The sequence below is a fragment of the Agreia sp. genome, from assembly GCF_964263775.1.
Lineage (GTDB): Bacteria > Actinomycetota > Actinomycetes > Actinomycetales > Microbacteriaceae > Agreia.
Map to the genome: position 1 here is coordinate 1 of NZ_CAXVWM010000167.1, position 20,065 is coordinate 20,065.

General features: G+C 66.1%; 20 protein-coding genes. 15 read left to right on the forward strand and 5 right to left on the reverse strand.

The annotated features are described in order from the left end of the window. From ACE5CZ_RS12075 to ACE5CZ_RS12095, 5 genes are all read left to right on the forward strand, one after another. The coding region (locus ACE5CZ_RS12075; RefSeq protein ID WP_374947600.1) for a DUF1653 domain-containing protein at positions 1-99 on the forward strand (99 nt) is incomplete at its 5' end. Then, the gene (locus tag ACE5CZ_RS12080) at positions 96-1,046 is read left to right on the forward strand and encodes an NUDIX domain-containing protein (protein ID WP_374947576.1); all 951 of its coding nucleotides are present in this window, start codon (positions 96-98) and stop codon (positions 1,044-1,046) included. The genes ACE5CZ_RS12075 and ACE5CZ_RS12080, both read left to right, overlap by 4 nt. A gap of 92 nt (positions 1,047-1,138) precedes the next feature. Continuing rightward, on the forward strand, positions 1,139-1,603 hold the full coding sequence (locus tag ACE5CZ_RS12085; protein WP_374947577.1) for an FHA domain-containing protein: 465 nt from the start codon (positions 1,139-1,141) through the stop codon (positions 1,601-1,603). Further along, positions 1,604-2,305, forward strand: coding sequence for a MerR family transcriptional regulator (locus ACE5CZ_RS12090; RefSeq protein WP_374947578.1), 702 nt, complete (start codon positions 1,604-1,606; stop codon positions 2,303-2,305). 258 nt (positions 2,306-2,563) lie between these two features. Then, the gene (locus ACE5CZ_RS12095) at positions 2,564-3,049 is read left to right on the forward strand and encodes a MerR family transcriptional regulator (protein ID WP_374947601.1); all 486 of its coding nucleotides are present in this window, start codon (positions 2,564-2,566) and stop codon (positions 3,047-3,049) included. An 86-nt stretch (positions 3,050-3,135) separates the two neighbouring features. Here ACE5CZ_RS12095 and ACE5CZ_RS12100 read toward each other — a convergent pair whose 3' ends face one another. Continuing rightward, positions 3,136-3,954, reverse strand: coding sequence for a ParA family protein (locus tag ACE5CZ_RS12100; RefSeq protein ID WP_374947579.1), 819 nt, complete (start codon positions 3,952-3,954; stop codon positions 3,136-3,138). 76 nt (positions 3,955-4,030) lie between these two features. On the opposite strand from ACE5CZ_RS12100, the gene ACE5CZ_RS12105 reads away from it, so the two are divergent. Both ACE5CZ_RS12105 and ACE5CZ_RS12110 read left to right on the forward strand, forming a co-directional pair. Next, the gene (locus ACE5CZ_RS12105; protein ID WP_374947580.1) at positions 4,031-7,438 is read left to right on the forward strand and encodes a pyruvate carboxylase; all 3,408 of its coding nucleotides are present in this window, start codon (positions 4,031-4,033) and stop codon (positions 7,436-7,438) included. Next, positions 7,435-7,926, forward strand: a complete 492-nt coding sequence (locus ACE5CZ_RS12110) for a peptide deformylase (protein WP_374947581.1) — start codon at positions 7,435-7,437, stop codon at positions 7,924-7,926. Before ACE5CZ_RS12105 ends, ACE5CZ_RS12110 begins: the two co-directional genes overlap by 4 nt. Before the next feature lie 36 nt (positions 7,927-7,962). Here ACE5CZ_RS12110 and ACE5CZ_RS12115 read toward each other — a convergent pair whose 3' ends face one another. Beyond that, positions 7,963-9,789: an AMP-dependent synthetase/ligase gene (locus ACE5CZ_RS12115; RefSeq protein ID WP_374947582.1), complete on the reverse strand. Its 1,827-nt coding sequence runs from the start codon at positions 9,787-9,789 to the stop codon at positions 7,963-7,965. A 184-nt stretch (positions 9,790-9,973) separates the two neighbouring features. Here ACE5CZ_RS12115 and ACE5CZ_RS12120 point away from each other — a divergent pair, with 184 nt between their 5' ends. From ACE5CZ_RS12120 to ACE5CZ_RS12130, 3 genes are all read left to right on the forward strand, one after another. Then, complete coding sequence (locus tag ACE5CZ_RS12120; RefSeq protein WP_374947583.1) at positions 9,974-10,921, forward strand: ROK family glucokinase; 948 nt, start codon at positions 9,974-9,976, stop codon at positions 10,919-10,921. Positions 10,922-10,945: 24 nt separating this feature from the next. Further along, positions 10,946-11,635 (forward strand): lysophospholipid acyltransferase family protein, encoded by a 690-nt coding sequence (locus ACE5CZ_RS12125; RefSeq protein WP_374947584.1) that lies wholly within the window; start codon positions 10,946-10,948, stop codon positions 11,633-11,635. A gap of 65 nt (positions 11,636-11,700) precedes the next feature. Continuing rightward, positions 11,701-13,080 carry a class II 3-deoxy-7-phosphoheptulonate synthase gene (locus ACE5CZ_RS12130; protein WP_374947585.1) on the forward strand — a complete coding sequence of 460 codons (1,380 nt, stop codon included), beginning with the start codon at positions 11,701-11,703 and terminating at the stop codon, positions 13,078-13,080. A gap of 10 nt (positions 13,081-13,090) precedes the next feature. Here the strand turns inward: ACE5CZ_RS12130 and pknB are convergent, their stop codons facing one another. Then, positions 13,091-15,130: a Stk1 family PASTA domain-containing Ser/Thr kinase gene (gene pknB / locus ACE5CZ_RS12135; RefSeq protein WP_374947586.1), complete on the reverse strand. Its 2,040-nt coding sequence runs from the start codon at positions 15,128-15,130 to the stop codon at positions 13,091-13,093. 81 nt (positions 15,131-15,211) lie between these two features. Further along, a complete protein-coding gene (locus ACE5CZ_RS12140) occupies positions 15,212-15,604 on the reverse strand; it encodes a LysM domain-containing protein (RefSeq protein WP_374947587.1) in 393 nt (130 codons plus the stop codon). A gap of 164 nt (positions 15,605-15,768) precedes the next feature. Here ACE5CZ_RS12140 and ACE5CZ_RS12145 point away from each other — a divergent pair, with 164 nt between their 5' ends. Then, positions 15,769-16,110, forward strand: a complete 342-nt coding sequence (locus tag ACE5CZ_RS12145; protein WP_374947588.1) for an Rv2175c family DNA-binding protein — start codon at positions 15,769-15,771, stop codon at positions 16,108-16,110. Between the two features lie 37 nt (positions 16,111-16,147). Here the strand turns inward: ACE5CZ_RS12145 and ACE5CZ_RS12150 are convergent, their stop codons facing one another. Next, entirely contained in the window at positions 16,148-17,239 is a 1,092-nt protein-coding gene (locus ACE5CZ_RS12150; protein WP_374947589.1) for a polyprenyl synthetase family protein, read from the reverse strand. A 77-nt stretch (positions 17,240-17,316) separates the two neighbouring features. Between ACE5CZ_RS12150 and ACE5CZ_RS12155 the strand changes: the two genes are divergently transcribed. From ACE5CZ_RS12155 to ACE5CZ_RS12170, 4 genes are all read left to right on the forward strand, one after another. Beyond that, complete coding sequence (locus tag ACE5CZ_RS12155; RefSeq protein ID WP_374947590.1) at positions 17,317-17,700, forward strand: DUF3040 domain-containing protein; 384 nt, start codon at positions 17,317-17,319, stop codon at positions 17,698-17,700. A 266-nt stretch (positions 17,701-17,966) separates the two neighbouring features. Next, positions 17,967-18,398 carry a division/cell wall cluster transcriptional repressor MraZ gene (gene mraZ, locus ACE5CZ_RS12160; RefSeq protein ID WP_374947591.1) on the forward strand — a complete coding sequence of 144 codons (432 nt, stop codon included), beginning with the start codon at positions 17,967-17,969 and terminating at the stop codon, positions 18,396-18,398. A gap of 65 nt (positions 18,399-18,463) precedes the next feature. Further along, the gene (rsmH, locus tag ACE5CZ_RS12165) at positions 18,464-19,456 is read left to right on the forward strand and encodes a 16S rRNA (cytosine(1402)-N(4))-methyltransferase RsmH (RefSeq protein WP_374947592.1); all 993 of its coding nucleotides are present in this window, start codon (positions 18,464-18,466) and stop codon (positions 19,454-19,456) included. After that, entirely contained in the window at positions 19,453-20,043 is a 591-nt protein-coding gene (locus ACE5CZ_RS12170) for a hypothetical protein (protein WP_374947593.1), read from the forward strand. Before rsmH ends, ACE5CZ_RS12170 begins: the two co-directional genes overlap by 4 nt. Positions 20,044-20,065: the final 22 nt, after the last annotated feature.

Genomic DNA, 20,065 nt, shown 5'->3' on the forward strand with positions numbered 1-20,065 from the left:
AGGTCGGCGGACGGCTCACTCTGGGTGAGACCCCTCGACATGTTCACCGGCGACACCGTCGTCGACGGCGTCGCCGTGCCACGATTCACCAGGCTGTGAAGGCGTCGAAGCCGGTCGGGCCTGCAGCGCGGCGGCCCCACGGAAGCGGAGAAGCCTGGGTCAGCGCGCCCGACGGGCGCACGTTCTGGGGCACGTTCGGTGCTGCCGGCCTCCTCGTGCACGACGACCGCGGGGTGCTGCTCCAGCACAGGGTCGAATGGAGTCATTTCGGCGGGACGTGGGGCCTCCCGGGCGGCGCGCGGCATGAGGGCGAGTCCGCAGTGCGTGGCGCCCTGCGCGAGGCCGAAGAAGAGGCCGGGGTGCCCTCTGACGCCGTCGTGCTCGAGTTCACGAGTGTGTTCGACCTGGAGATCTGGAGCTATACGACGGTCGGGGTGCGTGCCACGCGCCACTTCGATGCGGTGATCGGCGACGCCGAAAGTGTCGAACTGCGCTGGGTGCCGCTCGACGAGGTGAAATCGCTTCCCCTCCACCCCGGTTTCGCCGCACGGTGGCCGGTGCTGAAAGACCTCGTCGAGAACCCGACGAGTCTGGTGATCGACGCGGCCAACGTGGTCGGTTCCCGACCGGACGGATGGTGGAAGGACAGGGCAGGGGCGGCCTCGACTCTTCTCGACGACCTCGCCGGGTTGTCCGACGCGGGGTTCGCCGGATCGCTCCTCGATCTCGAGGTAGACGAATACTGGCCGTCCATCGTCGCCGTACTGGAGGGCGAAGCCAGGGGTGCCCGCGACCCGCGAGAGCCGCACTCGGCACGCAGCCGGGCCGACGGCATCCCTGCGCCCACGATCGGCATCGATCGCGCCGAAGGCGGGGGCGACGAATCGATCGTCGAGAAAGCCGTATCCCAACGCAATGCGGGGAGCCGGGTGGTGGTCGTGACCGCCGACGCGGAGCTTCGCAGTCGCGTCGAAGCGCACGGATGCGCCACACGAGCCCCGGGCTGGCTGCGCAGCATCCTCGACAGGCCTCCCGTGGCCCCGTGACAGCATGATGTGCACGGCGTATTCCCTGCTCGCGAGCTCACGCGCATCGGCTACGCTTGAGGCTCTAGGAGGTCACGAACTTGGCTGATGACATGAACGCACACGAGTCCGCGAACCGCGCACGCACCGAGACAGACACCACGCTGCATCTGACGGGAGAATTCGCGGCCCAGCTTGCGGCTCTCGAGGGCGGAGTCACCGCAGAAGAACTCGAGGCGATCGCCGCGCTGCCGTCAGGGTCGGCGTTGCTGATCGTTCGTCGCGGCCCGAACAACGGAGCACGTTTCCTCCTCGACTCCGACAACACGGTCGCCGGTCGTCACCCCGAAGCCGACATCTTTCTCGACGACGTCACCGTGTCCCGCCGCCATGCGAAGTTCACCCGTCACGCGAACGCGTTCGAAGTGACCGATCTCGGCTCGCTCAATGGCACGTACTTCGACGGCGTGCGAGTCGACAGGGCTCTTCTGAGCGACGGCGCCGAGGTACAGGTCGGCAAGTTCCGTCTGACGTTCTACCCGTCGCGGCTCGACGTCGTCACAGCCTCCGGCGAGTAGATGGCGGCGACACCCGCATCGGCGCGTGGTCCGGTCTCGGCCCAACTGCTCAGTATCGGACAGGTCCTCGCGCGACTGACGCCTGAGTTTCCCGAACTCACACCGTCGAAGCTTCGTTTTCTCGAAGAGCGCGGTCTGGTCAGGCCCGCTCGAACCGAATCGGGATATCGCAAGTTCTGCCAGCAAGACCTCGATCGACTGCGCCTCATCCTCACGATGCAGAGAGACCGCTATCTGCCGCTCGTGGTCATCAAGTCGTATCTCGACGACGTCGATGCCGGCCTCGGTCCGGTGCTTCCCGGGTCGACGACAGACCGCGGCCCGTCGATGCTGCCGAGCGGCAGGCGACTCAGCCGCGACGAACTCATCCGTGAGGCCGGCGCCACGCCGATGCTGCTGCAAGATGCGGTGTCGGCCTCGGTCGTCATGCCCGCTGAGACCTTCGGCGACGACACTCTCGCGGTGATGAAAGCGCTCGTCGAATTGCAGCGATGCGGCATCGAGCCGCGTCACCTCCGAGGGTTCCGAGTCGCCGCCGAACGCGAACTCGGACTCATCGAGAGCGCGCTGGTGCCCGTGTCGAGACGCAACGACGCGTCGAGCCGGGCACGCGCGGCCGAACTCGCCGTCGAGATCGCCGGTCAACTCGAGATCGTGCGGGGAAGCCTGATCAGATCCGCCCTCGGTCGACTCGTTCCCTGAAATCGCGCGGGGTAGACTGGGTGCTCACGACGACGGCCTGACAACCCGGCGCGACACGCCGATCGAGAAATGCGGATGTCGTTGCCGCCGGCGGATCGCATCGCTAGCGTGGACTGCGTAGACACATCCGGCTTCTTTCACGGCCGATAATTTCTGGAAGAGGCGCGTTTCTTGAGCGAGAACATCGGAACCGGTGCCGGACCAGGCACGAAGCCGAGCGACGACGCCCGCTTCGATGGCCTCCTCTTCACCGACGGCATGGCCGAACTCGACGCCGACTCCGGCTACCGAGGAGCTGTCGCTGCCCGCGCGGCCGGAATCACCTACCGTCAGCTCGACTACTGGGCGCGAACCGGCCTAGTCGAACCGACCGTACGAGGCGCGGCCGGCTCGGGGTCGCAACGGCTCTACGGCTTCCGCGACATCCTCGTACTGAAGCTCGTCAAGCGCCTTCTCGACACCGGTATCTCGCTGCAGCAGATTCGCACCGCCATCGAGCAGCTGCGTGAAGCCGGCATCAATGATCTCGCCCAGACGACGCTCATGAGCGACGGAGCGAGCGTCTACCTGTGCACGTCGAACGACGAGGTCATCGATCTGGTCAGCCGGGGCCAAGGAGTGTTCGGTATCGCCGTGGGCAAGGTCTTGCGCGAGGTCGAGTCCACCCTCGTCTCCATCGACTCGACTGTTGCCGATCCCATGGATGAGCTCGCCGCTCGCCGGGCCAACCGCAAGATCTCCTAGGCGGGCTATCTCCTAGGCGGGCTTCCACGCGCTTCGACAGGCTCTGTGTACGGAGCCTGTCCGGGAGTTTATCGAAGGCACATGCTCTAGCTGCGGATGCTCTTGGCATCGGCGTATTCGCCGAGTCGACCCGTACGCATCACGCGCTCGAGGAGCAGGTCGAAGTTTCGCGCCATCTCTTGAGCACCTTCTCCAGGCCACACGTGCAAGGGCTTGGCCGCCCCCTGCGCCTGCTGCAGCGACGTGCGCTCGGGCAACTGCGGGCTCAGAACCAGGGGTCCGAACATGTCGCGCAGCTCTTTGATGCGGAACTGGTGCTCGAGCGACTGCGATCGCACACGGTTCACGATGATGCCGAGGGGCTGGAGCCGTGGGCTGAGGCCGCGGCGGATCTCTTCGATCGCGCGCAGTGCGCGGTCTGCGGCGGCGACAGAGAAGAGGCCCGGCTCGGTGACGACGCTGACGCGGTCACTGGCGGCCCAGGCGGTTCGCGTGAGTGCGTTGAGCGAGGGGGCGCAGTCGATGAGCACGAGGTCGTAGTCGGCCTCGACAGTAGCCAAGGCCTCCTCGAGCTTCCAGATGTCTCGGATGCTCGGGTGCGGACCGTCGAAGTTGAGCGCGGACGGGCTGCCGATCAACACGTCGATCTTGCCCCCGCGATCTTTCGTCCAGCCGCTGGGGGCGATGGCCGCGCGAACGACCTTCTCTTTGGGGCTGGCCAGAACGTCGGCCACATTGAGGTGACCGGTGACACGGATGTCCATGCCGGTCGAGACATCGGACTGGGGGTCGAGATCGACGACGAGGGTTCGCAGGCCCTTCGCAAAAGCGGCCGAGGCGAGCCCGAGCGTCACCGTGGTCTTTCCCACTCCTCCCTTGAGGGAGCTGACGCTGAGTACATGCACGAACACAACGTTACCTTTACTAGGCTGAGACAACCTAACCGTCCGCTGGATGTGCGCGTATTCGTGAAAGGCCCCTATGTTCTCCAAGATTCTCGTCGCCAACCGTGGAGAGATCGCCATCAGGGCATTCCGCGCGGCGTATGAACTCGGTGCGAAGACCGTCGCCGTCTTTCCCTACGAAGACCGAAACAGCATGCATCGGCTCAAGGCCGACGAGGCGTACCAGATAGGCGAGGTCGGGCATCCGGTTCGTGCGTACCTCGACGTCGGTGAGATCATCCGGGTTGCCGTCGAGTGCGGCGCAGATGCCATCTACCCGGGCTACGGATTCCTCTCCGAGAATCCGGAGCTCGCCGAGGCTGCCCGCGCGGCGGGCATCACGTTCATCGGACCCGGCTCGCACGTGCTCGAAATGGCCGGAAACAAGGTCACGGCGAAAGAGCACGCGGTGGCTGCCGGTGTGCCGGTGCTGCGCTCGAGCGCTGCGTCCCGCGATCTCGACGTTCTGCTCGCCGGCGCCGACGAGGTCGGGTTCCCGTTGTTCGCCAAGGCCGTCGCCGGCGGTGGCGGGCGAGGGATGCGCAGGGTCGCCTCGCGCTCCGAACTGCGCGAGGCGCTCGAAGCCGCGATGAGGGAGGCTGACAGTGCGTTCGGCGATTCCACGATGTTTCTCGAACAGGCGGTGCTGCGCCCGAGGCACATCGAGGTTCAGATTCTCGCCGATGCGACAGGGGAGACCCTTCACCTGTTCGAACGCGACTGCTCCGTGCAGCGTCGCAACCAGAAGGTCATCGAGATCGCGCCGGCGCCCAACATCAGCGACGAACTGCGAGAAGCGTTGCACCGCGACGCGATCGCCTTCGCCCGGTCGATCGGCTACGTGAACGCGGGAACCGTCGAGTTCCTCGTCGACACAGTGGGGGATCGTGCGGGCGAGCACGTGTTCATCGAGATGAACCCCCGCATCCAGGTCGAGCACACGGTCACAGAAGAGGTGACCGATGTCGACCTCGTGCAATCGCAGATGCTCATCGCCGCGGGAGTCACCCTGGCCGAGATGGGTCTGTCGCAGCAGAGCATCGTGCTGCGGGGCGCCGCTCTCCAGTGCCGCATCACGACCGAGGATCCCACCGCGGGCTTCCGACCCGACACGGGCAAGATCACGACCTATCGCTCGCCGGGGGGCGCCGGCATCCGGCTCGACGGCGGAACCATCAACGCGGGCGCGCAGATCAGCCCCCACTTCGACTCGATGCTGGCAAAACTCACCTGTCGGGGGCGCGACTTCTCCGCCGCTGTGCGCCGCTCGAAGCGCGCACTCGCCGAGTTCCGCATCCGCGGAGTCGCCACCAACATCCCGTTCCTGCAGGCTGTTCTCGAAGACCCCAGCTTCGAGGCGGGCGACCTGAGCACCTCGTTCATAGACGAGCGACCCGAGCTCCTGAAGGGCCACGTCTCGAAAGACCGTGGAACGAAGATCCTCAACTGGCTGGCCGACGTGACCGTCAACCAGCCGAACGGCCCCCGCCTGTCGAGCGTGAACCCGCTCGACAAGCTTCCCGCCATCGACCTCGACGCACCGGTCCCCAGCGGGTCGAGGCAGCGACTGCTCGAACTCGGGCCGCAGGGCTTCGCGAGCGCCCTCCGTGCCCAGACACCACTCGCCGTCACCGAGACGACGTTCCGCGACGCCCACCAGTCTCTTTTGGCGACCCGGGTGCGCACCCGCGACCTCCTCGCGGTCGCGCCGCATGTCGCGCGCATGACGCCCGAGCTCCTGTCGGTCGAGGCCTGGGGTGGGGCGACCTACGACGTCGCCCTGAGGTTCCTCGGAGAAGACCCGTGGGAGCGCCTCGCGTCGCTTCGCGAGGCCATTCCGAACATCAACCTGCAGATGCTGCTCCGTGGCCGCAACACCGTCGGCTACACGCCCTATCCGACCGAGGTCACCGACGCGTTCGTTCGCGAGGCGGCCAGAACCGGCGTCGACGTCTTCCGTATCTTCGACGCGCTCAACGATGTCGAGCAGATGCGTCCCGCCATCGAGTCGGTGCTCGAGACGGGTCACGCCCTGGCCGAGGTGGCCGTCTGCTACACGGGCGACCTGCTCGACCCGGCCGAAGACCTCTACACCCTCGACTACTACCTGAAACTGGCCGAGCAGATCGTGTCGTCGGGCGCGCACGTGCTCGCGATCAAAGACATGGCCGGCCTGCTGCGTCCCGCCGCCGCAGAGAAGCTTGTCACGGCGTTCCGCACCAACTTCGACCTGCCGGTGCACGTGCACACCCATGACACGCCCGGAGGCCAACTCGCCACGTTGTTGGCCGCCAGCCGTGCAGGTGCAGACGCCGTGGATGTGGCGAGCGCCCCGATGGCCGGCACGACCAGCCAGCCATCGGCATCCAGTCTCGTCGCCGCCCTGGCGCACACCGACCGCGACACCGGCATCTCATTGCAGTCGGTGCTCGACCTCGAGCCCTACTGGGAGGCAGTGCGCACGGTTTATCGCCCGTTCGAATCCGGCCTCGCGGGGCCGACAGGGCGCGTCTACAGCCACGAGATCCCCGGGGGCCAACTGTCGAACCTTCGCCAGCAGGCGATCGCGCTCGGGCTCGCCGACGACTTCGAGCGCATCGAAGACCTCTACGCCGCCGCCAACAAGATTCTCGGCCGGGTGCCGAAGGTGACACCATCGTCGAAGGTCGTGGGCGACCTGGCACTGCACCTCGCCGCGGTCAAGGCCGACCCCGACGACTTCGAACAGAATCCCCAGAACTACGACATCCCCGACTCGGTGATCGGGTTCATGGCCGGCGAACTCGGCGAGCTGCCGGGCGGATGGCCGGAGCCGTTCCGCACCAAGGTCTTGGCGGGCCGTCAGGTCACCGTCGGGGTCACCCCCCTCGAACAGGTCGACGCCGACACACTGACGAGCGACGACAGCGCGGCCATCCGGTCGACGTTGAACAGGTTGCTGTTCGCCGGTCCGACGAAGCTGTTCGAGCAGGTCCGTGAGCAGTACGGCGACCTCTCTGTCGTCGACACGGTCGACTACCTGTATGGACTACGCCAGGGCGTGGAGAACGTCGTCGAGATAGGCAAGGGCGTCAAGCTCTACGTCGGGCTCGAGGCGATCGGCACGGCAGACGACAAGGGCATGCGCACCGTCATGACCATTCTCAACGGCCAGCTCCGCCCGGTGTTCGTCAGAGATCGAAGCATCACGGTCGATACGAAGTCGGCCGAGAAGGCCGATGCCGCGAAGCCGGGTCACGTCGCCGCGCCCTTCTCGGGCGTCGTGACACTCAAGGTGAGCGAAGGCTCGATCGTGGAGGCGGGCGAGTCGGTCGCGACCATCGAGGCCATGAAAATGGAGGCCGCGATCACCGCTCAAATTGCCGGGCGGGTGAGTCGCGTGGCCATTCCGGTGACCCAGCAGGTCGAGGCGGGCGATCTGCTCGTCGTCGTGGAGCCGCAGTGAGCGTGCGCGAGATCCGACTGCTCGGCGACCCGGTCCTCAAGACCGTATCCGATCCGGTCGTCGTCGTCGACGATCGCATCCGAGGTCTCGTCGACGACCTGCTCGACAGCGTGCGGCTGCCGGGTCGCGCTGGAGTCGCGGCGGCACAGATCGGCGTCAACCTCCGAGCGTTCAGCTACAACGTCGACGGGCAGATCGGGTACATCCTCAACCCCGAGATCATCGAATTGTCAGGCGAGCCGCAACTCGTCGACGAGGGATGCCTCTCCGTTCCCGGACTCTGGTTTCCCACGCTTCGCCACCCGTTCGCGCGGGCACGGGGCACCGACCTCGACGGCACCGTGATCGAGGTCTCGGGCACGGGCGTGATGGCCCAGGCGCTGCAGCACGAGACGGATCACCTCGATGGCCTGGTCTATCTCGATCGCCTCGACAAGCCGGCACGGCGGGAGGCCATGAAACAGGTTCGCGAGTCTGCCTGGTTCTGACCCGTCGCCGCGCGGCGCCCTCGGGTACCGCTGTCATCAGAAAATGAGCGACTGGCCCTCCGTGGCCGGTGCCGCCTGGTAGATGCGTTCCACATCGGCCGCGAAATCCGTCATGATCACGTGGCGTTTTATGGTGAGCTTCGGAGTCAGGTGACCGGAATCCTCGGTGAGGTCGTTGCTCAACACCACGAACTTGCGGATGGACTCGGCACGCGAGACGGTGCTGTTCGCCTCGTCGACGGCGCGTTGGATCTCGGCCAGAACAGCCGGATTCTGTGCCGCCTCGGCGAGGGAGAGACCCGAGGGTTGGCCGTTGTTGCTGAGCCAGGCGGGCAGCATCTCGGGATCGAGCGTGATGAGGGCGGAGATGAACGGCTTCTGGTCGCCGACGACGATGACCTGGCCGACCAGCGGATTGGCCCGGATCGGATCTTCGAGGACGGCCGGCGCGACGTTCTTGCCCGAGGCAGTGACGATGATCTCCTTCTTGCGGCCGGTGATCCTCAAGAATCCATCGGGGTCGAACGCTCCGACGTCGCCCGTCTTGAACCAGGCGCCGTCCATCGCCTCTCGGGTGGCCGCATCGTTGTTCCAATACCCGGCGAAGACGTTGATGCCGGTGACGTGAATCTCTCCGTCGTCTGCGATCCGCACTCCCACACCGGGAAGCGCTGGTCCGACGGTGCCGATCTTGAACTTCGAGACGAGGTTGACCGTCGCCGGCGCGGTCGTCTCGGTGAGGCCGTAGCCCTCGAGGATCTTGATGCCGAGGCTTCTGTAGAAATGACCGAGACGGTGGCCGAGCGGGGCCGACCCCGATACGGCGTACTGCACGCGACCGCCCATCGCCTGCCGGATCTTCGACAGGACCAGACGGTCGAAGAGCGCGAACCGCAGCCGCAGGCCCAATGAGACCGTGCCCTCGTCGAGCGCGACCGAGTGCTCGATGGCGGTGGCGGCCGCCTTGCGGAAGATCGCTCCCTTTCCGCCGGTCTCCGCCTTCTGCTCGGACGAGTTGTAGACCTTCTCGAAGACGCGCGGCACGGCGAGCAGGAAGGTGGGACGGAACGTGCTGAGCGAGGTCAGCAGTTTCTTGGTGTCGGGCTGGTGACCGACCTTCACGCCGGCATGCACCGAGAGCACCGAGATGAACCGGGCGAAGATGTGCGCGGTGGTGATGAAGAGCAATGTGGACGAACCGGGCCCCAACATCTCTTTCATGACGACTCCGGCGTTGCGGCTCAGCTCGACGAAGTTGGAGTGCGTGAGCATGCAGCCCTTCGGCCGCCCCGTCGTACCCGAGGTGTAGATGAGGGTGGCCAGGTCGCTTCCCACGGCACGCGATCGCGCGGCCTCGAGAGTCTCGTCGCTGACTCCGGTGCCCGCAGCGACGATCTTGTCGAGATCGCCCAGGTCGATCTGCCAGACCTGGCCTATCAGCGGGAGGTCGGGGTGCACCTCGTCGAACTTCGCGAAGTGATCGGCCGTCTCGAGGATGACGGCGACGGCGCCGGAGTCACTGAGATTCCACTGCACCTGGCTCGGCGCGGAGGTCTCGTAGATCGGAACGAGGATCGCGCCCGCGAACCACGTCGCGAAGTCGACCAGGGTCCACTCGTAGCGCGTCTTGCACATGAACCCGATCTTGTCGCCCGGCTTGATGCCGCCGGCGATGAGCCCCTTGGCAGTCGCCCGCACGCGGTGCAGAAACTCGGCGGCGGTGATCTCGCTCCAGCCCGCTTCCGAGTCGGGCACCGCGAACAGCGGCGCATCCGGTGTAGCCGCGACGCGGGCGAGCAACAGGTCGGTGGCGTTCGCGTCGGGGTCGGGCCTCACGACGGCGGGTACAGAGAATTCTTCCACGGCAACTCCTTTGTCGACCGGTCAATGTGCTCTTCGGCGCTGGGGGCCGATACTCCGGTCGCGTGGTGCGGGGTGGCGCCGGATAACTACACTCTACTTGGCGCATTCGATCCTCTGTCGGAAGGCGCATCGTAAGCGACGTCATCGCCCTTCTCGGCCGGCGACGTGGAAGGACACGGATTTCATGCATGCCATCGGCATCGACATCGGCGGCACCAAGATCGCCGGAGCGTTGGTCGACGAGCTCGGACAGATCGTGCGCTTCGACCGGCGTCCCACCCAGGCCGTCGACATCCAGAACATCGAGGATTCGGTCGTCGCGATGATCGCCGAGCTGGCAGACGGCTACGACGTCGCCGCCGTGGGCGTCGCCGCGGCCGGGTTCATCGACGCCGCGCAGTCGACCGTGTACTACGCGCCCAACATCGACTACCGCAACGAGCCTTTCCGCGAGAAGCTCGAGCGGCGCGTGCCGTACCGCGTTCTCATCGAGAACGATGCGAACGCCGCCGGATGGGCCGAGTTCCGCTACGGAGCGGGCCGGCTGGTCAGCGACATGTGCATGCTCACCATCGGCACGGGCGTCGGGGGAGCCATCGTCTCGGGTGACCGCATGTTCCGGGGCGGCTTCGGTGCGGCCGCCGAACTCGGGCACATGCGGGTGGTTCCCGACGGACTTCCCTGCGGCTGCGGCGCCCGCGGCTGCATCGAGCAGTACGGCTCCGGTCGGGCCCTGCTGCGCTACTCGAACGAGCTGGCGGATGCCGGCGGCATCGGCATCGGGCTGGCCGCCGCGCGGGCCCGCGTCGGCGTGCTCACCGGCCTCGACGTGAGCGAACTCATCCAGGCTCACGACCCGGGGGCCCTCGCCGCCCTGCGCGAACTCGGCCACTGGATCGGGCAGGCCAGTGCCAGCCTCGCTGCGATTCTCGATCCCCAGCTCTTCGTGATCGGCGGCGGGGTCGCCCAGGCGGGCGACCTGCTCCTCGACCCCATCCGGCAGTCTTTTCTCGACAATCTGCCGGCCCGCGGCTTTCACCCCGAGCCGGAGTTCAGGATCGCCGAACTCGTCAACGACGCCGGGGTCGTGGGCGCTGCCGACCTCGCGAGACTGTACGCCGCAGAGATCTGACCCGAGAAGCGAAGAAGGAACACGATGTTCTACTGGATCATGAAGAACCTGATCGCGGGGCCGATCGTGCTCACGATCTTCCGGCCGTGGATCCGAGGGCTCGAGAACGTGCCCCGCACGGGCGGCGCCATCCTGGCGAGCAACCACCTGTCGTTCATCGACTCGGTCATTCTTCCCCTGGTGCTGTCACGGCGCGTGTCTTTCCTCGCCAAAAGCGACTACTTCACGGGCAAGGGCATCAAGGGCGCTCTCGTTCGAGGCTTCTTTCTCGCGACCGGCCAGTTGCCGATCGACCGGTCGGGGGGCAAGGCGTCGGAGGCCTCGTTGAACACGGGCCTCGGAGTGCTGGGCCGCGGGGATCTTCTGGGAATCTACCCGGAGGGCACGCGCAGCCCCGACGCCAAGATGTACCGCGGCCGCACCGGGGTCGCGCGCATGGTCCTCGAAGCCGGCGTTCCCGTCATTCCCGTGGCGATGATCGACACGCACAAGGTCATGGCGATCGGCACGAAGGTGCCGAAGATTCGGCGAGTTGGCGTGATCATTGGCGAGCCGCTAGATTTCTCTAGGTTCGAGGGACTGGAATCGGATCGATTCATCCTTCGAAGCGTCACCGATGAGATCATGTACGAACTGCAGCGGCTCTCAGGCCAGGAATATGCAGACGTGTACGCGACTTCGGTAAAGGAGAAACGGGCGAGCGTCGCCCGTTGACGCGACCGGCCCGGTGGGCTCTCGGTTCGCGATCGACACGAAGACATAAGATACGGAACCCGCACGTGGTAGATCCAACCGAACTGGTCGTTCAAGCAGATGAGTCTGTGATCGCCGGGTTGGACTATTGGCGTGGGCTTCCCGTGAAGCAGCAGCCGTCGTGGCCCGACGGCGTTGCAGTCGAGTCCGCCTCGGCCGAGATCGCCGGCCTGCCTCCGCTCGTGTTCGCGGGCGAGGTCGACAATCTGCGCGATCGCCTCGCCGTGGCAGCGCGTGGTGAGGCCTTCCTGCTCCAGGGAGGCGATTGCGCGGAGACATTCTCGGGCGCCACGGCGGAACAGATCCGCAATCGCGTCAAGACCGTGCTTCAGATGGCCGTCGTCCTCACCTACGGCGCCTCGATGCCCGTCATCAAGATGGGTCGCATGGCCGGCCAGTTCGCCAAGCCGAGATCGAGCGACACGGAGACACGCGGATCTGTCACCCTTCCCGCCTACCGTGGCGACATCGTCAACGGATACGACTTCACTCCGGAGTCTCGAGTGGCGGATCCGCGTCGGCTCGTGCAGGGCTACCACACGGCCGCGTCCACGCTCAACCTGATCCGCGCCTTCACGCAGGGAGGCTTCGCCGACCTGCGGCAGGTGCACGACTGGAACAAGGGATTCACCTCGAATCCCGCCAACGTGCGCTACGAGCAGCTCGCCCGCGAGATCGACCGCGCGGTCAAATTCATGATCGCCTGCGGTGCCGACTTCGAAGCCCTGAAACGCACCGAATTCTTCGTGAGTCACGAGGCGCTGCTCTTCGATTACGAGCGCCCCATGACCCGCATCGACTCGCGCACGGGAACGCCGTACAACACGTCGAGTCACTTCTTGTGGATCGGCGAGCGAACTCGCGATCTCGATGGTGCCCACGTCGACTTTCTCAGTCGCGTGCGCAACCCGATCGGTGTCAAGCTGGGCCCCGCGACATCGGGTGACGACATGCTGCGCCTCATCGACAAGCTCGACCCGAATCGCGAGCCTGGGCGACTCACGTTCATCACGCGCATGGGTGCCGGCAAGGTCCGCGATGCGCTGCCGCCGCTGCTCGAGACGATCAAGTCGGCCGACGCGACGCCGCTCTGGGTGACCGACCCGATGCACGGCAACGGCCTGACGACCCCGACCGGCTACAAGACGCGGCGATTCGACGACGTGGTCGACGAGGTCAAGGGATTCTTCGAGGCGCACCGTGCCGCGGGAACTCATCCCGGCGGCATCCATGTCGAGCTGACGGGCGACGATGTCACGGAGTGCCTCGGCGGCTCCGAGCACATCGACGAGGCCGACCTGGCGACCCGCTACGAGTCGTTATGCGACCCACGCCTCAACCACATGCAGTCGCTCGAACTCGCGTTCCTCGTGGCCGAGGAACTCGGCGAGGCCCGCAAAGCCTGAGGTGCGAGTGTCAGCCGAACCGGAGGTCGACCTCCAGGGAGATCGTTGACCCCCGGGGAACACTGGTCCCGGCTGCGGGATCACTGCTGCTCACAATCGTCTTGATGGGCGCAACTACCAGGTCGACACCCGTGGGGCCACTCGCGAGTAATCCAACGTCCGCAAGCATGGTCTTCGCTTCGCTCCACGATTTGCCGACGACATCCGGAACCGTGACGGGCTCGGGCCCACGGGAGACCTGAAGCGACATCGTGTCGCCGGGGTGCACCGTGTCGGCAGGAGCGATGGCCTGGATCACGCGGCCCTCGTCGATGGAATCGCTGTAGACCTGCTCGCCGGAGGCGGCGGATAGGCCGACGGCCTGCAGCGCGGCGGTCGCCTCGTCGACACTCTGATTCGACACATCGGGAATGGATCCGGCGGACACGAGCAGCGAGACGGGCTGGGCCTCGCCGTAGACGACGCCTTCAGTGGACCCACCGGTGGCCAGGCTCGCGCCGTCGGCGCCGTAGGCGTCGAGAACGATTCCGGCCGCGGCGTCGCCCGAGAACACCTGCGACACATCGCCGAGCGCGAATCTGGCCTGTTCGAGTGCTTGTTGCGCGGCGGTCTGGTCTGCGCCGATCACCTGCGGCAGCGGCAGCTGAGCCGGACCCGTCGACACGATGAGGGTGACGGGGGAATCTCGCGCCACATGTGCGCCCGAGGATGGATCCGTTGCGACGACCGTGCCGGCGGGCACCACGATGCTCGACTGGTCGGCACGGGTGACGACGACGCCGAGCTTTTCGAGGGTCGACTGCGCGGCATCCGGAGCCTGCCCGGCGACATCGGGGATGGTCAGCTGGGCGCCCGGGCCGATGCCGAAGTACCATCCGGTGCCGCCGGCCAACGCGACAAGAAGAACGATGATGCCGGCCAACCAGAACCCGCGACGGCGGCGAACTGCAACCGAGGCCCTGAGTCGATCGGATGACGCGGGTTGCGCGGCGCTGCGGGCGACGGCGGGCTGCGGCGCCTTCTGCGCTCGGGGTGCCCGCGTCGGAGCGGTGAGCAGAGACGTGGGCCCTGTCTTGTGAAAGGCCTGTGTCTTCTGAAAGGCCTGTGTCTTTTGAAAGGCCTGTGTCTGGGCCGAAGCGATGTCGGGATTGAGGGCGGCGGGCATCACCACGGTTCGTTGGACGCCCGTCGTCGCCGCGTGGGTCGCCGACATCGTCTGTTCGGTGAGCCGGAGTTGTTCGAGCATGATCCGGCCGTCGGTCGGACGATCGGCGGGGTCTTTTGCCGTCGCCCACAGCACGAGCTCGTCGAGATCGCGAGGCACCGACGAATTGACGGCACTCGGCCGGGGAACCTGGTCGTTGGCATGCTGGAAGGCGATCTGCATGGGCTGGTCGCCGATGAAGGGCTGGGCCCCCGTGAGCATCTCGTACATCATGATTCCGGCGGCGTAGATGTCGCTCCGGGCGTCGGCCGTGCCCCGGGTGAGGAGTTCGGGGGAGAGGTACGCGATGGTGCCGAGCAGAGCCTGGCCGGTGGCCGTATTCGCCGACGTCGCCCGCGACAGGCCGAAGTCGCCGATCTTGATGCGGCCGTCATCGGCCAGCAGCACGTTCTCGGGCTTGAGGTCGCGGTGCACGATGCCCGCCTTGTGGGCTGCTGCGAGACCGCCGAGGACCGCATCCATGATGTCGAGGGTCTGCTCGGTCGTCAGCGTTCCGTAGTCTTTGAGCAGGTCCCGCAGCGTCATGCCCGGCAGGTACTCCATGACGAGGTACGCCATGTCGGAGTCTTGCCCCTGATCGAAGACGTTCACCACGTTGGGGTGGGCGAGGCGTGCGGCGGATCGAGCCTCTTGAACGAAGCGCTCTTTGAAGTTGGATTCGTCGGCGAGGTGCCCGTGCATGATCTTGATGGCCACGCGGCGTTCGAGTCGCAGATCTGTGGCCAGGTACACCGTGGCCATGCCGCCCCGGGCGATCCGCGACCGCACCTGGTACCGACCGTCGATGAGACGACCGATCATAGGGTCAGTGGGCGCGGTGGTCACGGATGAAGTTTAGAGAACAGCGGCTGCGGAAGCCGGGATAGACATGATGAAGATCCGGACCGGTCGATGATGCCGTCGAGTTCAGCTCGCGAGCCCGTCTCGATCAGCGACGTTCTCGGCCGACGGCCATTCGAGGTCGTCGGGGATCGGGTCGAGCCGGATCACCTGCCCGAGAAAGATGGGCGTCTTCCAGCTCAGGCCGTTCTGGGCGAGAACGTGGGCGGTGGGGAGGCCATGGCGGATCGCGATCTCGCTCACGGTGTCGCCGAGTTCGACGCGGTAGGAGGGCTCGTCTGCCGCCTCGGTCGCGTCTGCGGCCGACGCCGCGCCCGGGTCTCGCCGGCGACTCGATGCTGACACGACCTTGGATGCCACGAGTCCGATCACGACGAAGGGAAACGCGACGAACGCGACAACCGAGCGGGGTGGCTTCGAACGCGCACGTCGGACGCCGCGGCTCGGTGACCTCGTCATAGCGGCCGTGCACCTCGCAATTCTCGTTTCACTCGTACCCCCAACAGTTCCACGGATGCCGGTGGTCGTCAACGGCGCGCTCGGCCGGCAATGGCGCGGCGGATAACGATGCGATATCGGCCATGGGGTGACGCGGTCACGCCGGGTCGTGGCAGGCTTGCTGCGTGAGTGAAAACGCCCCCGCCAGAACCTGGTTGACCATCCCGGATGTCGCCGAACTGTTCGGATCGACCCCGGGTCGAGTTCGAAAGCTGATCGAGGAGCATTCGTTGCTCGCGATCCGTCGAGACAAAGTCCTTGTCGTGCCCGACGTCTTCGTGCGCGACGGCGAACCTCTTCCCGAACTGCGGGGAACGATCATCGTTCTTCTCGACTCCGGGTTCACGGTCGACGAGTCGATGCGGTGGCTGCTCGAGGTGGAAGATTCACTCGGGGTCGCGCCGATCGATGCGCTTCTGGCCGGGCGCAAGGCCGAGGTGCGACGAGTGGCGCAGGCCCTGGCCTGATGGTGCTGGAGCGGGTCGCCAGGCCTCACGACCGCCGCTAGGCCGAACGGTCGGTGAGCAGGCGAGCCAGCTGTTCGAGCTCCGACGCGGCGGCGGGCTCGAGTCGTGCGAGCCGCAGGGCTTCGAGCGCTTCGGCCGTGTAGGTAGAGATCGACCGCTCTGCGCTCTCGAGCGCACCGCTGGACTCGATCTGCTTCTGAAGGTCTGAGATGGCCGCCTCGTCGAGGTCGGTTCTGCCGAGGGAGTGATCGAATGCGGCTCGCTGCGCGTCGTCCATTCCCTGCCGCGCGAATGCAACGAGAACGGTGCGCTTTCCCTCTCGGAGATCGTCGCCGGTGGGCTTGCCGGTGACGACGGCGTCTCCGAACACACCCAGCACGTCATCGCGTAGTTGGAAGGCGAGTCCGAGCGGAAGGCCGAATCGGCGGAGAGAATCCACCTGCGTCGCGGAGCCGCCGCCGATGAGCGCACCCAGGGCAAGGGGAGCCTCGACGCTGTACTTGGCCGATTTGAAGGTCATCACGCGCTGGGCTCGGCTGATCGTGTCGGAATCGGACACGGTGGGCCAGGCGTTCTCCTCGAGGATGTCGAGGTACTGACCCGCAGTGACCTCGGTGCGCATCCGATTGAACTCGGCCCGGGTCGACCGGGCGCTCTGCCTGTCGGCGAGAAGGTCGAGCGCCGAGTCGACGAGCTCGTCGCTCCAACCCAGGAGCAGGTCCCCGTGCAGGATCGCGCTTGCTCGGCCGAACGAGTGTGCAGAACCGGCGAACCCCGCCTGCGCGTGCACGTCGGCGAATCGGATGTGTGCCGCCGGCATGCCGCGGCGCGTGTCGGAATTGTCGATGATGTCGTCATGCACGAGGGCCGCCGCGTGGAACACTTCGAGCGCGGCGGCGAGCGTGACAACGGCCCGTTCCCTCTCGGGATCCAGAGACGTCGAGATGCTTCGCCACCCCGCAATGCAGAACCTCGCTCGAAACCGCTTGCCGCCGCTGAGAAGATACCGGGAGAAGTTCGTAAAGGCGGCTAGTTCGCCGGCGATTGCAGCCAGAATAGGTTCACGAGACGCGAGAAATTCTGCGATTTCGGTGTCGACCTGGCTGACCAGCTGCGTGCGTTGTGTCACGCGCCTAGCCTAGCCAGATGTGGGGCACTACAATCGCTTCAAGTACGACGCGTGTGACCGAGCCTGAGGTGAATAGGATGCCGCTTTCCGAGCAGGAGCAGAAGCTTCTAGATGAGATGGAGCGCAGTCTCTATCACAACGATGCCGATTTCGTCTCGGCCGTCAATGCGAGTAGGGGCAGACTCAACTACGGCGCCCTCGTACTGGGCATTCTGCTCGCGGTCGTGGGCCTGGTCGTCGTCATCGTGGGCGTCATCACCCACTTCCTGATCGTCGGCCTCGTCGGATTCGTCGGAATGTTTGCCGGTGTGCTTCTCGCCCTTCGGCCGAGCAAGGCTGCCGCGGGTCGCACCGCGTCGGGGCCGCGAACCGCGGCCTCACCCAGCGGCACAGCGTCCAAGACCAATCTCATGGACAGGCTCAACGAGCGTTGGGACAAACGCCAGGATCGCGAGGAGTAGGCCGAGCGCCGCCTTCTCCCACAGACCTCCACATCAGGGGCCGACCTTCGGGTCGGCCCCTTTTTTTGTCGTCTGCGAACGCCACAGAACAGCGAGAACGTGATCGCGTTACTCCCTTTTCCTCCACCGCATAGAAGCCTGTAACCGCGCCGAATACAGGGCGCCCGGAATGGGGATGTAGCTCAAATACGTTGTCTGGTGGTGCAAAGTGGAGTAACGTGGAGGAATACCCAGCACCTGGCCGGATTCGAGGGGGAGAAAGGACGATGTTCCTTGGCACGTACGCTCCCAAGCTCGACGACAAAGGGCGAATCATTCTTCCGGCGAAGTTCCGCGACGAGCTCGAGGGCGGAGTCGTGCTGACCCGGGGCCAGGAGCACTGCGTCTACGTCTTCAGCACGGCCGAGTTCGAAGAACTGCACAGCAAGATCCGGCAGGCACCGGTCACGAGCAAGCAGGCGCGCGACTACATGCGCGTCTTCCTTTCGGGGGCCGATGCGTCGATTCCCGACAAGCAGAACCGCGTCAGCATTCCTGCGCACCTGCGCAGCTACGCCGGCCTCGAGCGCGAGCTCGTCGTCATCGGAGCCGGGTCGCGGGCCGAGATCTGGGATGCGGAAGCCTGGAACATCTACCTGGCCGCCCAAGAGGCCGCGTTCTCCGAGACCGACGAGGAGGTGATTCCCGGCCTTTTCTAGTCGTTCCGCGTGACTCCCACCCGTTCCTCGCCCTGGCACACTTCCCCGGTGCCAGGTCGGAATGGATGGGGATCAGGCAGAACGAACAGGTCGACACAGCTATGGACGACGTCACACGAATCCACACGCCCGTCATGCTCGAACGGTGCATCAGCGTGCTCGGCCCTGCGCTCGAGCGGCCCGGCGCCGTGCTCGTCGACACGACCCTGGGCCTGGGCGGTCACGCCGAGGCCTTCCTCACCCGATTCCCCGAACTCATCCTCGTCGGCCTCGATCGCGACACGCAGGCGCTGGCGCTCGCCGAAGGCCGGCTGAAGCCGTTCGGCGAGCGCGTGCACCTGGTGCACTGCGTCTACGACCAGATCGGGGCGGCGCTCGAGGGCCTTCGAATCCCGACGGTCGATGGCGTGCTGTTCGACCTCGGCGTCTCGAGCATGCAACTCGACCGTGCGGAACGCGGATTCGCCTACTCAAAAGACGCTCCTCTCGACATGCGAATGGACCAGGAGTCGCCGCTGACGGCCGAGATGATCCTCGCCGAGTACTCGGAGTTCGACCTTCGTCGCATCTTCCGTGACTACGGCGAGGAGAAACTCGCCGACCGCTACGCGCGACGCATCGTGCAGCGACGCGCCGAGCATCCCCTCGCCCGCTCCGCCGACCTCGTCGACCTCCTCCAGCAGGCGACCCCGGCGGCGCTGTCTCGTGCCGGTCATCCGGCCAAGCGCGTCTTCCAGGCGCTCCGCATCGAGGTCAACCAAGAGTTGAGCGTGCTCGAGCGGGCCGTACCCGCCGCCATCGGTGCGCTTCGGGTGGGCGGTCGCATCGTCGTGATGTCGTACCAGTCGCTCGAGGACCGCATCGTCAAGCGCGCACTCCAGGCGCTGACCGTCTCGACGGCTCCTCCCGGCCTGCCCGTCGAGTTGCCGCAGCACAAGCCCGAACTCTCCCTGCTCGTGCGCGGCGCCGAACTGGCGACCGACGAGGAGAAGGCCGAGAACCCCCGTGCCACCCCTGTTCGTTTCCGAGCCGCAGAACGCATCAGGAGTGCCTCATGACGAACCTGGCACCTGTTCCCCTCCCGCGATTCGGCGTTCCCGCTCCCGCCGACGATTCCCTCGTCGAACCGCGACGTCGGTGGCTGGCGCCGGCACCCGACAGGATGCCCCGCCGGCGGCAGCGGCCGCGCATCGTGTACGCGGCCGTGGCCATCGGCGGAATCGGGGTCATCGCCCTCGCCCAACTGCTGCTGAGCATCGGGCTCTCCGATGGGGCCTACCAGATCTCATCGCTGCAGTCGCAGCAGAAAGATCTGGCCCGCACGAACCAGGCTCTCACCGAGCAGCTGACCGCCTACTCGTCACCGCAGAACCTGGTGCAGAATGCGCAGGCGTTGGGTATGGTCGCCAACGGCAACACCGTCTACCTGCGCCTCTCCGACGGCGCCGTGCTGGGCTCGCCCACGTCCGCGACCGCGGCGAACGCACCGATCTCCGCCAACCAGTCGCTGGTTCCGAACTCGCTGCTGCAGCCCGATCAGGTGATCGCGGCTGCTGTTCCGGATGCGGCGAGCGCGCCTTCGACCGTCACACCCGACCCGACAGTACCGTGGCAGGGTGCTCTTCCTTCTCCGCAGACGCACTGACCGACCGGTGACCTCGTCACCA